This is a genomic window from Pseudomonas sp. LBUM1646 (assembly GCF_059716165.1).
Genome location: NZ_CP166810.1, coordinates 1,830,206 through 1,844,516, shown reverse-complemented (window position 1 = coordinate 1,844,516; position 14,311 = coordinate 1,830,206). Strand labels below are relative to the sequence as shown.

Annotated in this window: 17 protein-coding genes; all 17 read right to left on the bottom strand. The window is 61.0% G+C overall.

Annotated elements, in window-relative coordinates; genetic code table 11:
• Nucleotides 1-783 carry a flagellar biosynthetic protein FliR gene (fliR, locus tag ACA071_RS08190; RefSeq protein WP_497643882.1) on the bottom strand — a complete coding sequence of 261 codons (783 nt, stop codon included), beginning with the start codon at nt 781-783 and terminating at the stop codon, nt 1-3.
• Between the two features lie 3 nt (nt 784-786).
• Entirely contained in the window at nt 787-1,056 is a 270-nt protein-coding gene (gene fliQ / locus ACA071_RS08185; RefSeq protein WP_007948918.1) for a flagellar biosynthesis protein FliQ, read from the bottom strand.
• Nucleotides 1,053-1,811: a flagellar type III secretion system pore protein FliP gene (gene fliP / locus ACA071_RS08180; protein WP_169371016.1), complete on the bottom strand. Its 759-nt coding sequence runs from the start codon at nt 1,809-1,811 to the stop codon at nt 1,053-1,055. Before fliP ends, fliQ begins: the two co-directional genes overlap by 4 nt.
• The gene (fliO, locus tag ACA071_RS08175) at nt 1,811-2,257 is read right to left on the bottom strand and encodes a flagellar biosynthetic protein FliO (protein WP_497643881.1); all 447 of its coding nucleotides are present in this window, start codon (nt 2,255-2,257) and stop codon (nt 1,811-1,813) included. The genes fliP and fliO overlap by 1 nt, the downstream gene beginning before the upstream one ends.
• Entirely contained in the window at nt 2,258-2,716 is a 459-nt protein-coding gene (gene fliN / locus ACA071_RS08170) for a flagellar motor switch protein FliN (protein WP_149657019.1), read from the bottom strand.
• 68 nt (nt 2,717-2,784) lie between these two features.
• Nucleotides 2,785-3,753, bottom strand: a complete 969-nt coding sequence (fliM, locus tag ACA071_RS08165; RefSeq protein ID WP_092271441.1) for a flagellar motor switch protein FliM — start codon at nt 3,751-3,753, stop codon at nt 2,785-2,787.
• 9 nt (nt 3,754-3,762) lie between these two features.
• Entirely contained in the window at nt 3,763-4,269 is a 507-nt protein-coding gene (gene fliL, locus ACA071_RS08160; RefSeq protein WP_497643880.1) for a flagellar basal body-associated protein FliL, read from the bottom strand.
• A 221-nt stretch (nt 4,270-4,490) separates the two neighbouring features.
• Nucleotides 4,491-5,873, bottom strand: coding sequence for a flagellar hook-length control protein FliK (locus ACA071_RS08155; RefSeq protein ID WP_497643879.1), 1,383 nt, complete (start codon nt 5,871-5,873; stop codon nt 4,491-4,493).
• 105 nt (nt 5,874-5,978) lie between these two features.
• Complete coding sequence (locus tag ACA071_RS08150) at nt 5,979-6,326, bottom strand: Hpt domain-containing protein (protein WP_497643878.1); 348 nt, start codon at nt 6,324-6,326, stop codon at nt 5,979-5,981.
• Between the two features lie 31 nt (nt 6,327-6,357).
• Nucleotides 6,358-8,064: a SpoIIE family protein phosphatase gene (locus tag ACA071_RS08145; RefSeq protein WP_497643877.1), complete on the bottom strand. Its 1,707-nt coding sequence runs from the start codon at nt 8,062-8,064 to the stop codon at nt 6,358-6,360.
• Between the two features lie 5 nt (nt 8,065-8,069).
• Nucleotides 8,070-8,375, bottom strand: coding sequence for an STAS domain-containing protein (locus ACA071_RS08140; protein WP_497643876.1), 306 nt, complete (start codon nt 8,373-8,375; stop codon nt 8,070-8,072).
• A 111-nt stretch (nt 8,376-8,486) separates the two neighbouring features.
• A complete protein-coding gene (gene fliJ, locus ACA071_RS08135) occupies nt 8,487-8,936 on the bottom strand; it encodes a flagellar export protein FliJ (protein WP_497643875.1) in 450 nt (149 codons plus the stop codon).
• Nucleotides 8,937-8,942: 6 nt separating this feature from the next.
• Nucleotides 8,943-10,301, bottom strand: coding sequence for a flagellar protein export ATPase FliI (gene fliI, locus ACA071_RS08130; protein ID WP_497643874.1), 1,359 nt, complete (start codon nt 10,299-10,301; stop codon nt 8,943-8,945).
• Entirely contained in the window at nt 10,291-11,109 is an 819-nt protein-coding gene (gene fliH, locus ACA071_RS08125) for a flagellar assembly protein FliH (protein WP_497643873.1), read from the bottom strand. The genes fliI and fliH overlap by 11 nt, the downstream gene beginning before the upstream one ends.
• A 7-nt stretch (nt 11,110-11,116) precedes the next feature.
• Entirely contained in the window at nt 11,117-12,136 is a 1,020-nt protein-coding gene (fliG, locus tag ACA071_RS08120; protein ID WP_003184041.1) for a flagellar motor switch protein FliG, read from the bottom strand.
• Nucleotides 12,129-13,916: a flagellar basal-body MS-ring/collar protein FliF gene (gene fliF, locus ACA071_RS08115; protein ID WP_497643872.1), complete on the bottom strand. Its 1,788-nt coding sequence runs from the start codon at nt 13,914-13,916 to the stop codon at nt 12,129-12,131. Before fliF ends, fliG begins: the two co-directional genes overlap by 8 nt.
• A gap of 15 nt (nt 13,917-13,931) precedes the next feature.
• On the bottom strand, nt 13,932-14,261 hold the full coding sequence (gene fliE, locus ACA071_RS08110; RefSeq protein WP_054049322.1) for a flagellar hook-basal body complex protein FliE: 330 nt from the start codon (nt 14,259-14,261) through the stop codon (nt 13,932-13,934).
• Nucleotides 14,262-14,311: the final 50 nt, after the last annotated feature.

Here is a 14,311-nt window from a genome sequence, read left to right as displayed (position 1 = left end):
TCAGCGCGCCTGTGCCAGTTCGCGTAAAAACTGCAAGGCCTCGGAGGCCATGGGTTGATACTGGTTGAGAATGTCCCCCAGGCTGACCCAGAGGATGAACATCCCGAGCACCAACGTCAGCGGAAAGCCGATGGAGAAGATGTTCAACTGCGGCGCCGCGCGAGTCATCACGCCAAACGCGATGTTGACCACCAGCAACGCGGTGATCGCCGGCAGCACCAGCAGCAACGCCGCCCCCAGCACCCAGCCGAGCTTGCCGGCCAACTGCCAGAAATGATTGACCAGAAAACCGCTACCGACCGGTAGCGTGGTGAAGCTGTCCGTAAGGACTTCGAAAACCACCAGATGGCCGTTCATCGCCAGGAACATCAGCGTCACCAGCATGGTGAAGAACTGCCCGATCACCGCCACCGACACGCCGTTGGTTGGGTCGACCATGGACGCGAAGCCCATGCCCATCTGGATCGCGACAATCTGCCCGGCGATGACGAACGCCTGGAAGAACAGTTGCAAGGAGAAGCCCAGCACCGCGCCGATGATGATCTGCTCGCCAATCAGCAACAGCCCGCTCAGGTCCAGCGGATTGACCGGTGGCATGGGTGGCAGGCCCGGTGTGATGACCACCGTTATCGCCAAGGCGAAATATGCCCGCACGCGTCGCGGCACCAGAGTCGTACCAAAGATTGGCATGACCATCAGCAGCGTACCGACGCGAAACAGCGGCAACATGAACGTCGCCACCCAGGTGCTGATCTGGGTATCGGTCAGTTGCAGCAGCGACATGGTTTAGCCGATGACCTGAGGAATACTGCCGTACAACTGCAGGATGTATTCCATGAAGGTCTGCACCAGCCACGGGCCGGCCACAATCAGCGTCACCAGCATCACCAGCAGGCGCGGCAGGAAGCTCAGGGTTTGTTCGTTGATCTGGGTCGCCGCCTGGAACATCGCCACCAGCAAGCCCACCAATAGACTCGGGATAACCAGCACGGCGACCATCATGGTGGTCAGCCACAGCGCTTCTCGAAAGATGTCTACGGCGACTTCGGGGGTCATGGCGAAACACCGCCGAAGCTGCTGGCCAACGTGCCGATGATCAACGCCCAGCCATCCACCAGAACGAACAGCATGATCTTGAACGGCAGGGAAATGATCAGCGGCGAGAGCATCATCATCCCCATCGCCATCAGCACGCTGGCCACGACGAGGTCGATGATCAGGAACGGAATGAAGATCATGAAGCCGATCTGGAACGCGGTTTTCAGCTCCGAGGTGACGAACGCCGGCACCAGAATAGTCAACGGCGCCTGATCCGGCGTGGCGATGTCCGTGCGCTTGGACAGGCGCATGAACAGCTCCAGATCGCTGGTGCGGGTCTGGGCGAGCATGAAGTCCTTGATCGGCACTTGCGCCTTGAGCACGGCATCCTGGGCGGTGAGTTTCTCCGCCAGGTACGGTTGCAGGGCATCGTTATTCACCCGGTCGAACACCGGCGCCATGATGAACATGGTCAGGAACAGCGCCATGCCGGTGAGGATCTGGTTCGACGGTGTCTGCTGCAGGCCGAGGGCCTGGCGCAGGATCGAAAAGACGATGATGATCCGGGTGAAGCTGGTCATCAGCATGACGAACGCAGGAATAAAGCTCAGCGCAGTCATGATCAGCAGAATCTGCAGGCTGACCGAGTACTCCTGCGCACCCTGTGCATTGGTGCCCAGGGTGATGGCCGGGATCGACAACGGATCGGCGGCGAACGCCAGCGGCGCCGCCAGCATCAGGGCCAGCGTCAAGACGATGCGTAGCGCACCCATTACTTCTTATCCTTCTGATCCTTGCCCAACAGTTCCATCAGGCGCTGGGCAAACTCCGGGGTCGTTTTTTCAGTCGCGCTCGGCAGGTGCACCGGCTCCTTGAGCACATGCAACGCAGTGATGGTACCGGGGCTGAGACCGAGCAGAATCTGTTCGTTGCCGACCTGTACCAGCATCAGGCGGTCACGCGGCCCGAGCGCGCGGGAACCGACAATCTCGATCACCTGTCCCTTGCCCGCCGGCCCAGCCTGCTGGACCCGACGCAACAGCCAGGCGAGGAAGAAGATCAACCCCAGCACCAGCAGCAAGCCGAACACCAATTGCGTCAATTGCCCGGCTACGCCGCTGTTGACCACCGGTGCAGCGGCCACAGCAGCCGTGGCCACCGGTTCGGCAGCCAAAGCGCTGAACGGCAGCGCCAGCAACAACCCCAGGACCTTGCTCACTTAGCGCAGCTTCTTGATGCGTTCGCTTGGGCTGATCACGTCGGTCAGGCGAATGCCGAACTTCTCGTTGACCACGACCACTTCGCCATGGGCAATGAGGGTGCCGTTGACCAGCACGTCCAGCGGCTCGCCGGCCAGACGATCGAGCTCGATTACCGAGCCCTGGTTGAGTTGCAGCAGGTTGCGGATGTTGATGTCGGTGCTGCCGACTTCCATGGAAATCGATACCGGGATGTCGAGAATCACGTCCAGGTTCGGGCCGTCCAGGGTCACCGGGTCGTTGTTCTTCGGCACGCTGCCGAATTCTTCCATCGGCAGACGGTTGGACGCCGAGCTGCCGGTATCGGCGGCCAGCAGCGCATCGATATCGTCCTGGCCGGCATCACCGGTTTCTTCCAGGGCAGCGGCCCATTCATCAGCCAGTGCCTGGTCGTCCTGGGCGTTCATATCGTCGTTCATCATGTGTCCTCGGCGGGCAACTCTTCAATCAGAAGCAGTCATTTGGCAAATAGGGGTTGGAGCGCCGGTCAACGGCGCTCGATCGGCTCAATCACCTGCAACGCAAGGTTGCCTTTGTGCGAGCCCATCTTGACCTTGAACGCAGGCACGCCGTTGGCGCGCATGATCATTTCTTCCGGCATTTCGACCGGGATAATGTCCCCCGGCTGCATGTGCAGGATGTCCCGCAGGCGCAATTGACGACGGGCCACCGTAGCACCGATCGGCACATCGACATCCAGCACGTCCTGGCGCAGGGCGTTGACCCAGCGTTCGTCCTGGTCATCGAGGTCCGACTGGAAGCCGGCATCGAGCATTTCGCGCACCGGCTCGATCATCGAGTACGGCATGGTCACGTGCAGGTCGCCGCCACCACCATCGAGTTCAATGTGGAATGTGGACACCACGATCGCTTCGCTCGGGCCGACGATGTTGGCCATGGCCGGGTTCACTTCCGAGTTGATGTACTCGAAGTTCACTTCCATGATCGCCTGCCAGGCTTCCTTCAAATCGATGAAGGCCTGCTCCAGCACCATGCGCACCACACGCAGCTCGGTCGGGGTGAATTCACGCCCTTCGATCTTCGCGTGACGGCCATCGCCGCCGAAGAAGTTGTCCACCAACTTGAACACCAGTTTGGCGTCGAGGATGAACAGCGCGGTGCCGCGCAATGGTTTGATCTTGACCAGGTTGAGGCTGGTCGGCACGTACAGCGAGTGCACGTATTCGCCGAACTTCATCACCTGCACGCCACCGACGGCGACGTCTGCCGAGCGGCGCAGCATGTTGAACATGCTGATGCGGGTGTAGCGGGCGAAACGCTCGTTGATCATTTCCAGGGTCGGCATGCGTCCGCGGACGATCCGATCCTGGCTGGTCAGGTCGTAACTTTTGACGCTGCCGGGTTCGGAAGCGGTATCGGTCTGTACCAGACCATCGTCGACGCCATGCAACAGCGCATCGATCTCATCCTGGGACAGCAGGTCCTGCACGGCCATGTCGTGTTCCTACTGCAGTACGAAATTAGTGAAAAGCAACTGTTCGATCACCACTTTGCCGAGCTCTTTCTGCGCCACTTCCTGGACGCTGGCGGTGGCCTTCTGACGCAACATTTCCTGGCCGACCGGGGTCGCAAGGGTAGCGAAGTCTTGGCCGGAGAACAGCATGACGAGGTTGTTGCGGATGACCGGCATGTGCACTTTGAGCGCCTCCAGATCAGCCTGATTGCGGCCCAGCATGGTGATACTCACCTGCATGTAGCGCTGGCGACCGTTCTGGTTGTAATTGGCAACGAAGGCCGGCGCCATCGGTTCGAAGATCGCCGGTTGCTTGCCGATCGGGGCCGTTTCAGCCGCGGCGGCCGGTTTGCTCTGGGCGCTGTGCATGAAGTACCACGTGGCCCCCACGGACAAGCCGATGGCCAGCAGCACCGCCACCACGATCACAATGATCAGCTTGAGTTTGCCTTTGGTTGCAGGGTCTTTTACCGCTGCTGCTGCTTCGCTCTTCGCCATGCCAATAATCCGTCACTATTCAGGTTTTCACAGTCGCACGGCAAGGCAAGAGCAAGTGTTATGCCAGAAGTGTCGGGGAAGGCGTTGAGCTATTGGAGATGATCGTTCCCTCGCGCAGCAAAGGAATGCCTCAATGGACGCGCAGCAATCGCTTCAGCGGGGGGACGCGGAGCGTCCCAGGCCGCGTTCCCACGCAGAGCGTGGGAACGATCAGGGACAAATCAGGCGTAATAGTCGACGGCGCTGGAGCCAATGACGCTGGTCGTGCTGGCCGCCACTTCGGCAACCGTTGGCACAATCTCGTCATCCATGGCTTCAACCCGACCACCGCTGGCGCTGGTGCGACCGCCCTGCCCCTGCTGCCCCTGCTGAGCCTGTTGATCCTGCCCCTGGCCCTGCCAGCCACGGGACTGGTCGGACACATTGACATCGACCTGGCCCATGCCCTGCTGCGCGAACATGTCACGCAAGCGATGCATTTGCCCGTCCAGCGCTTCGCGAACACTCGGATGAGCGCTCATGAAGGTCACTTGGGTCTGCTGGTCCGGCACCATGTTCACCCGAATATCCAGGCGCCCCAGTTCGGCCGGCTGCAACTGAATGTCGGCCGCCTTGAGATTGGCGCTGGACAGGTACATGACCCGGTTCACCACTTCTTCGGTCCAGCCACTCTGATGCATGGCGATCGGTTGATTGACCGGCAGCGCATTAGCGGTTTTCGGCGTGGCGGCCTGGGTCAACGCCGCCAGACGACTGGCGAAATCATCGACACGGGTGTCGCTGCTGGAGGACGTCAGGTCCTTGAGCCCTTCATTGAGCAAGCCACTGAACGCCTTCTCGCCCCCCTGACTGGTGCTGTCCTTGTCGGTTTGTACATCGAGCATGGTCGCCATGCCGGCGGCAAAATTCTGCGCAGAGGTCAGCTCGCCGTCGGCGGATACCTGGGCCGGTGTTGCTTTGGCCTGGGATTGGCTGGAGGCGGACACGTGACCGCTCTGCTCCATGGCCATGCGCAGGGCCGGCAGCGCATCGAGCGGGTCGGCCTCTGGATCGAAATCGGTGTCAGTGGTCGCGGCGGCCTGCACTGGCACGGCGTTAACGGCGACAGCAACGGCCACCTCGACTTGCGGTTGTGCGGTGGCAACTACCGGCGGCGTCTCGGGTGCTGGCGCGGGAACCACTGGTTGAACCGCTTGCATCAAGGCCGGGTCCAGCGTCGGGTCGACCGGCGGCGCATCGACGGCAACCGGTGTATCGGTCGTGTCCGGATCGCTGTCGCTGGCGCTCTTGTCGTCCGTCGAGGAAGGCGCCGGTTTGTCGGCGGGCAAGGATTTGCCGCTATCGGCAACGGCTGGCTCCGAGGCGGCAGGCTTAGTGTTGCTGACGTCCTTTTTCGCGGGGCTGTCCGGTGTTTTGTCCCGAGCCGGCTTGACCGATGCGTCAGCCACTACGGCAGGCTTGTTCCGCGCCTGATTGGCGAAGACGTTGGCGAAGTTGGACGCCTTATCCCCAGGCTCAGCGGCCACCACCGGGGTATTGGCGGAGGTGGTTTGAGGCTTGGCCTTTGCAGCGGCCTGAAGAAGCAAATTGGGGGTAACGGGCATGACGCGGTCTCCGCTGCACTGGGATCGTAGGTACAGTTGAGGAAGATTAGTGCAAGGGTCGAGCCAGGTTTGCCAAACCGGCGCCTGATGCGCCGGACGGTCGGGCTACTCAGCCAAAGAACGTTGACGTTCGGCTTCGTAGAGAGGGCGGACGATGGCGAATTCGCCGTCAATCTCGCCAACGAGTTTTTCGATGCCGGCGAGGCTTTTTTGCTTGGCGCGCTGCTCCAGCTCATCGCAGAGCTCGGCCAGGCGAATGGCGCCCATGTTGCTGCTGCTGCCTTTGAAACTATGGGCAGCATTCATCAGCTGCGCGGCATCCTCAGCCTTGCGCAGAACGCGCAAACGCTCCTCGGAGTCGGCGATGAAGGTATCCAGCAACGCCGGATATTCGTCCTCCATGACCTCCTGCAACGCACTCAGCACGTCGCGATCCAGATGTGTATCAGCCACTTGTTCACTCCTTGATCAAGAATTCGCGGGATTATGCCAGAGCCTCCCAATAAAACTCCACGTGCGCACTACGGCCATCGTCGGACCAGGTTGCCTTGCGGCTCAACTGGCGGATCAGACCGACGCCGCGCCCCGATAGACGGACGCCCTCCACGGGCCGCTCCATCACTCGAGCCACATCGAAGCCCTTGCCACTGTCGTCGACCCGGATCGACAGGCAACCACCCTCGCCCTTTGGCGTTACCGCCAGATGCAAGCGCACGTAGCCGTCCTGCAATTGGTCCAGGCGTGTGTTGCGCTCCTGATAATAGCGCGCAAAACCCGAGGCATCGCGCTTGAGGCTGGAATCCAGTCCCAGCACACCGTGCTCCAGAGCATTGGAATACAGCTCGGCCAGCACACTGTACAACGCGCCGCTTTGCGCCCGCAGGCCATGGACCTCAAGCAACAATTGCAGCAGATAGGGCAGCGGATTGAAGCGTTTGAGGGTGGCGGCGCGAAACTCGAAACTGACTGACCAGTCCAGCGGGCAGGACTGGCCGCTGTCGGAATACACCAGCGCTGGCGGACTCAGTTGTGCCGCCTCCAGCAGACTGACCTCGACCATGCTCACATCGTCCCGGGCTTCACCGCGGAAGTCGCGCAGGGCCTGCTGGATTTCTTCGAACAACGCGTCAGGCCGGCGGTTGTCGGCAAACACCCGCTCCAGGCGCTCCACGCCAAACAACTGGTCGCTGGCATCGCAGGTATCGATCACGCCGTCGGACAACACGAATACCCGATCGCCGACCGCCATCGGAAACACTTCCGTGCGATCGTCAAAGGTTGGCGGGCTCAACACCCCCAGGGGCAAGTGCCGCGCCGTCAGAGGCGTACGCTCGCCAGTGGCCGTGCGGTGCAGATAACCGTCCGGCATCCCGCCGTTCCAGACTTCCACCGAACGGCGCTGGAAGCTCAGGCACAGCAAGGTGGCGCAACAGAACATGTCAACCGGCAGGATGCGCTTGAGCTTGGCATTCATCTCCCGCAGCATTTCGGACAAGCCGTAGCCCTTGGCGGTCATGCCGTAGAACACTTCCGCCAGGGGCATGGCGCCGACGGCGGCCGGCAAACCATGGCCGGTGAAATCGCCGAGCATCACGTGCATGTCGCCGGCCGGGGTAAACGCGGCCAGCAGCAGGTCGCCGTTGAACAGCGCATAGGGCGATTGCAGGTAGCGGATATTCGGCGCGTTCAGGCAGCCGGAGTGGGCAACCTTGTCGAACACGGCCTTGGCCACTCGCTGCTCGTTGAGCAAATACTCGTGGTGCCGGGCAATCTGGTCACGCTGCTGAAGTACGGTGGCCTGCAAGCGCCGCAAGCGGTCCATCGCCTTGATCTTGGCGCCGAGAATCACCTGGTTGTAGGGCTTCGCCAGAAAGTCGTCGCCCCCGGCCTCCAGACAACGGGCCAAGGCTTCGCTCTCGGTCAGCGAGGTCAGGAAGATGATTGGCACCAGGGTTTCCCCGGCCAGTACCTTGATCTGCTGCGCCGCCTCGAAACCGTCCATCACCGGCATCATGGCGTCCATCAGCACCAGTTGCGGCCGCTGCTGACGAAACGCTTCAACCGCCTCGGCACCGTTGGCCGCCGTCAGTACCTGATGGCCCTGACGCCGGACGATACTCGATAGCAGCATGCGATCGGCCGCGCTGTCTTCGGCGATCAGGATCGTCAGTGGTTCGAACACAGACTGCATGGCAGTTACGCCACGTCGAAAATTTGTTCGAAGTTGGAAATGGCCAGAATCTTGCGCACATCGGCGTTGGCGTGGGTCAACGTGATCTCGGCATTCTCGCCACCGGCGTGATCACGCAACAGCAGCAACATGCCCAGCGCCGAACTGTCGAGGTAGGTGGCGTCCTTCAGGTTCACTTCGAAGGACTCGGGTTTTGGTTCGAGATTTTCGTAGGACTCGCGAAATTCCTGATGCTTGGCAAAATCGAATCGTCCTTTGATCGAAATCGTCAGCTTTTGCCCATCTTGGGAGACTTCTGTAACGACTGACATTTAACGGCTTCCTTGTCATTGGCTAACGTGCGTGTACAAGGTTTAGCACCTGCCGGGGATGGGGGCAAGGCGGGAAATCATTGAGTCTAAAAAGCAAAATCAAAAGATCGCCTAATACGGATCCTGCCGCGGCAACCGCTGGGACAACTCGTCCAGCAATTTCTGCTCGCGCCGGTCTTCGAGCTTGCGCGCTTCGTCCATGTAACGCTGAACCAGTTTGCGCAAGCCTTCGACCCGGGCAAACGCCTGCTGCCAGGCATCCCGCGCCTTGCTCAGGTTGTTTTGATGCCAGACCAGGCTTTGTCGTTGCTGATCGATGGCCGTGCCCAATTGCGCCAGGAAGCCCTGATAACCCAGCAACCACTGGCCGGAAACGCCGCTGCTGCCGCGCACGATCCATTGCTCCTGATAATCGAGGCGAAAGGCTTCAAGGTCGGCGAGTTTGCTTTCGGCCAGGCGCACCTGGCCCTGGAAGTGACCCAAGCGCTGGACCGCAGTCTTCTCGGCCTTTTCGGCCATTTCGACCACGGGTGCCAGACGCCCTGCTCGACTCTGGGCCATGACCGGTTAACCGCCGGCCGCGGGGGCGAAGATCGTGCCGAGGTAGGCTTCGCTTTCACCCAGGCCGATTTTGTCGTTCAGGCCCTGACGCAAGTAGCGAACCAGTTGCGGTTGCAGGGAAATCGCCAGGTCGGTTTCGCGATCCCCGCCGGCCACATAGGCACCGACGCTGATCAAGTCCCGGCTCTGCTGATAACGCGACCACAACTGCTTGAAGTACTGGGCGCGCACCATGTGTTCCGGCGTAACCACCGACGGCATGACCCGGCTGATCGACGCTTCGATATCGATGGCCGGGTAATGACCTTCCTCGGCCAGGCGCCGGGACAGCACGATGTGCCCGTCGAGCACGCCTCGCGCGGCGTCGGCGATCGGGTCCTGCTGGTCATCGCCTTCGGACAAAACGGTGTAGAACGCAGTAATCGAACCGCCGCCCTTCTCGGCATTACCGGCCCGCTCCACCAGTTTCGGCAACTTGGCGAACACCGACGGCGGATAACCCTTGGTTGCCGGCGGCTCGCCGATGGCCAGGGCGATTTCCCGCTGGGCCTGGGCGAAACGGGTCAGCGAATCCATCAGCAACAGGACATTCTTGCCCTTGTCGCGGAAATATTCGGCGATCCGCGTGCAATACATCGCCGCGCGCAAACGCATCAGCGGCGCATCGTCCGCCGGCGAGGCGACGACGACTGAACGCTTGAGCCCTTCTTCACCGAGGATGTGCTCGATGAACTCTTTAACTTCTCGACCCCGCTCACCGATCAGCCCGACCACGATAATGTCGGCCTCGGTAAAGCGCGTCATCATGCCCAGCAGCACCGACTTACCAACGCCGGTACCGGCGAACAGGCCGAGCCGCTGACCGCGACCGACCGTCAACAAACCGTTGATGCTGCGAATCCCGACATCCAGCGGCTCGCTGATCGGGTGGCGCTTGAGCGGGTTGATCGTCGGGCCGTCCATCGGCACCCAGTCTTCGGCTTTCATCCCGCCCTTGCCGTCCAGCGCACGTCCGGCACCATCGAGCACCCGACCGAGCATGCTCATGCCCATCGGCAAACGACCGGTATCGGCCAGCGGCACCACGCGCGCACCGGGCGCAATGCCGGCGACGCTGCCGACCGGCATCAGAAATACCTTGCTGCCGGAGAAGCCCATGACTTCGGCTTCGACCTGCACCGGGTGATAGCTGTCGTCGTTGATGACCATGCAGCGGCTGCCCATGGCAGCACGCAAGCCTTCGGCTTCAAGGGTCAGGCCGACCATGCGCAGCAGGCGACCTTCAAGGATCGGCGCGCCTTCCAACTCCGTAGCCTCGGCGTAACTGCCCAAGCGCTTGGCGAAGCTGGTGCGGTCAAGGCGCATCGGGGGAGTCCAGCTCTGGCGGTAATTCCGGTTCCGGCTCGGCCGCAGGCTTGGCCTCAACGGGCAATTCAAGGCTCATGTCCGGCGTCGCGGGGTGCAAGGCTTGTTCGTGCAACTGATCGAACAGCTTGTCCATGACCCGGGCAACGCGGGTTTCGACGGTGGCGTCGATTCGGCTGTGCTCAGTCTCGACCCGACAACCACCGGGCAGCAGCGCCTCATCCTCGACGATGCGCCAGGTTTCTTCATGGCGCTCGCGCAGGGCTTTGACCTGTTCGAAATCCTGGGGATTGATGTACAGCCGCACATTGCCCACGCCCAGCGGCAACAGCTTGAGCGCTTCACGCATGACGCTTTCGATGTGCGTGGAGTCGATGGCCAGTTCCCGCTGAATCACCTGTTTGGTGATGTGCTGCACGAGGTCGACCAGGGACTTTTCGATCTGGGTGTCCTGCTCGGCGATGGGCTCGAACAGGTTGGCCATCAGTTGCTCCAGGCCAGCAATCTTGGCGGTCAGGGCCACTTCGGCTTCCTGACGGACCTTGAGCGTGGCGCTGTGGAACCCTTCTTTTTCACCCGTGGCGAAGCCTTCGTTGTAGGCCTCCTGACGGATGCTTTCGAGTTCTTCCAGAGTCAGTGGCTGGACTTCTTCCAGCGGCACTTCTTCCATTTCAGGCGGCTCGGGCTCGGGTTCCGGCTCGGGCTCGGGCACATGCGGGTCGAAGCTGGGCAGCGACCAGACGTCGAAACCACCGACCTCCTTGCCACGGATCAGGTCGGTGTTGGACTCATCATGTTTGGACGACATAGTGACCTTAGATCATCTCTTCGCCGCCCTTCCCGCCGAGAACGATTTCTCCGGCTTCGGCCATACGGCGGGCAATGGTGAGGATTTCTTTCTGCGCGGTTTCCACGTCGCTGACGCGCACCGGGCCTTTGGCCTCGAGGTCGTCGCGCAACAGTTCCGCCGCTCGTTTGGACATGTTCTTGAAGATCTTTTCCTTGACGCCTTCGTCCGAACCCTTGAGGGCCAGCACCAGCACGTCGGAGGACACTTCGCGCAGCAATGCCTGGATTCCGCGGTCGTCGACATCGGACAGGTTGTTGAACACGAACATGAGGTCTTCGATCTGACCGGACAGGTCTTCGTCGACTTCGCGGATCGAATCCATCAGTTGACCTTCGATCGAGCTGTCGAGGAAGTTCATGATGTCGGCCGCACGCTTGATGCCACCCAGGGTGGTGCGCGAGGCGTTCGAGTTGCCGGAGAACTGCTTCTCGAGAATCTGGTTGAGTTCTTTCAGGGCCGCTGGCTGCACAGTGTTCAGCGAGGAGACTCGCAGAATGATGTCCAGGCGCACCTTGTGGTCGAAGTTGCCGAGGACTTCACCGGCCTGATCCGGGTCGAGGTACGCCACGACGATCGCCTGGATCTGTGGGTGCTCGTAACGGATCACATCGGCGACAGCGCGCGGTTCCATCCACTTCAGGCTGTCGAGGCCGCTGGTGTTGCCACCCAGCAGGATGCGGTCGATCAGACCGTTAGCCTTGTCTTCGCCCAGTGCCTGAGTGAGCATTTTGCGCACGTAGTCGTCGGAGCCGACGCCCAGGCTGGTCTGGTCGCCGACGATGTCGACGAACTCGCTCATTACCTGCTCGACCTGCTCACGGTGCACGTTACCCATTTGCGCCATGGCCACACCCACACGCTGGACCTCTTTGGGCCCCATGTGGCGCAGCACTTGGGCGGCGTCGGTCGAACCCAGGGACAGCAGCAGAATCGCGGCTTTATCGACCCGGGACAGTTTGGCGACAGCGGCTCGGTTATCACTCATCTGCGTTAATCCACTCTTTCACGACCTGGGCCACACGACCCGGATCTTCTGCCACCAGACTCTTGATTGCATTCAACTGTGCGTCATAGCCTTCGCTCGGGCTCGGCAACAGGATGCTTTGCGGGCCGCCGAGGCTGACGCGGTCGTTGGCCAGTTCGCCGTCCAGGCCGCCCATGCCACCCAACTCTACATCGCTGCCCAGACCGGCCAGTTGTTTGCCTTTGCCGCCACCGGTGATGTTGTTGAGCACCGGACGCAGCACACCGAACACCAGCACCAGGATGAACAACACACCCAGCACTTGCTTGACGATGTCCCAGAACCAAGGCTGGGAGTAGAACGGAATATCGGCAATCACTTCACCGCGTTCGGCGGAGAACGGCATGTTGATCACGCTGACGCTGTCGCCACGGCTGGCGTCGAAACCGACGGCGTCCTGCACCAGACGAGTGAAGCGCGCCAATTCGTCGGCGCTCCACGGCGCGCGGGTGGTTTCACCGTTGGCCGCGTTGATCTTGACCTGGTCATCGACCACTACCGACACCGACAGGCGATTCAAACGGCCCTGTTGCTGTTTGGTGTGGCTGATGGAGCGATCAAGCTCGAAGTTCTTGGTGGATTGTTGACGCTTGTCCGCCGGGTACGGTGCAAGCATAGGCTGACCGGTGGCCGGGTCCATGATTTGCTGACCATTGGCATCGAGCAATGGCTGACCTGGCTGCACCATGCCGGCCGACGCGGTAGCGCCACCGGTGGTTTGCGGCGCCGAGGCCGGCGATGGCGGCTGGTTGCTCAGGGCACCCGGCACACCTTGCGGGCCATTGCTGGCGGTGCGCTGTTCAGAAGTCGATTGCTCGCTGCGCAGCGCCGGTTGGTCCGGGTTGAACTGTTCGGAGGTCGACTCGATGGCACTGAAATCCACGTCGGCCGAGACTTCGGCCTTATAGCGGTCATTGCCCAGCACCGGTTGCAGGATGTTGTGCACACGCTGGGTCAGCATGCTTTCCATGCGGCGGCTGTAATCGAATTGCTTGCCGGCCATGGTCAGTTCGGAGTTCTCCGCCTGATCGGACAGCAGGTTGCCCTTCTGGTCGACGACGGTGATCTGCGACTTGCTCAGTTCAGGAACGCTGGTGGCGACCAGGTTGATGATCGCCAGTACCTGGCCGGGCTCCAGGGAGCGGCCGGAATACAGTTCCACCAGAATCGAAGCACTTGGCTTGCGTTCATCACGCACGAACACCGAGCTTTTCGGAATCGCCAGGTGCACGCGGGCACCCTTGACGTTGTTCAGGCTGGAGATGGTGCGGGCCAGTTCGCCTTCGAGGCCGCGACGATAACGGGTCGCTTCCATGAACTGGCTGGTGCCCAGGCCCTGGTCCTTGTCGAGAATTTCAAAACCGATGTTGCCGTCGCTGGGAGTGACACCAGCCGCGGCGAGCTTGAGCCGCGCACGGGATACATCATCGGCCTTGACCAGCAAGGCACCGGAGTTCGGTTCAACGGTATAAGGGATGTCAGCGGCGGCCAGGGTTTCCATGACCTGCTTGGCGTCCATACCGGCAAGACTGCCGTACAGAGGCCGGTAGTCCGGCTGCTGCGACCACAACACCACGGCAAAGCCAATCGCCACGCTCGCAGCCAGGCCGACCAACAGGCCCACCTGACGCAACATGGTCATCTCGGAGAGGTTTTCCAGGAAGGACAACCCGAACAGCGGCGGTTTGCCGTCTACTGGGGTGGCCTTGGCCGGAACATTATCAGCGACTGCTTCTGCCATGACTCAATCTCGTCCTTAAACCGGCATCTGCATGATGTCTTGGTAAGCCTGAACCAGCTTGTTCCGCACTTGGGTCAGCGCCTGGAAAGACACGCTGGCCTTCTGCGAGGAAATCATCACATCCGTCAGATCAACGCCGCTTTTGCCAATTTCAAAGGCACTGGACAGCTGATTTGACGCCTGCTGGGTGTCGTTCACTTTATTGACGGCCTGACCGAGCATGTCGGCAAAGCTGCTGCCACCCAGTTCGGGAACTGCGGCAGTCGATTTCGGTGCCGACATCGCGTCCATTTGCATGGAGCGCATGTCCAACATCAATCGATTAAATTCAATACCTTGGCTCATGCTCTACTCTCTCTGGCGACCCGCAATTTTTTGACACTCACTCGGCGGGT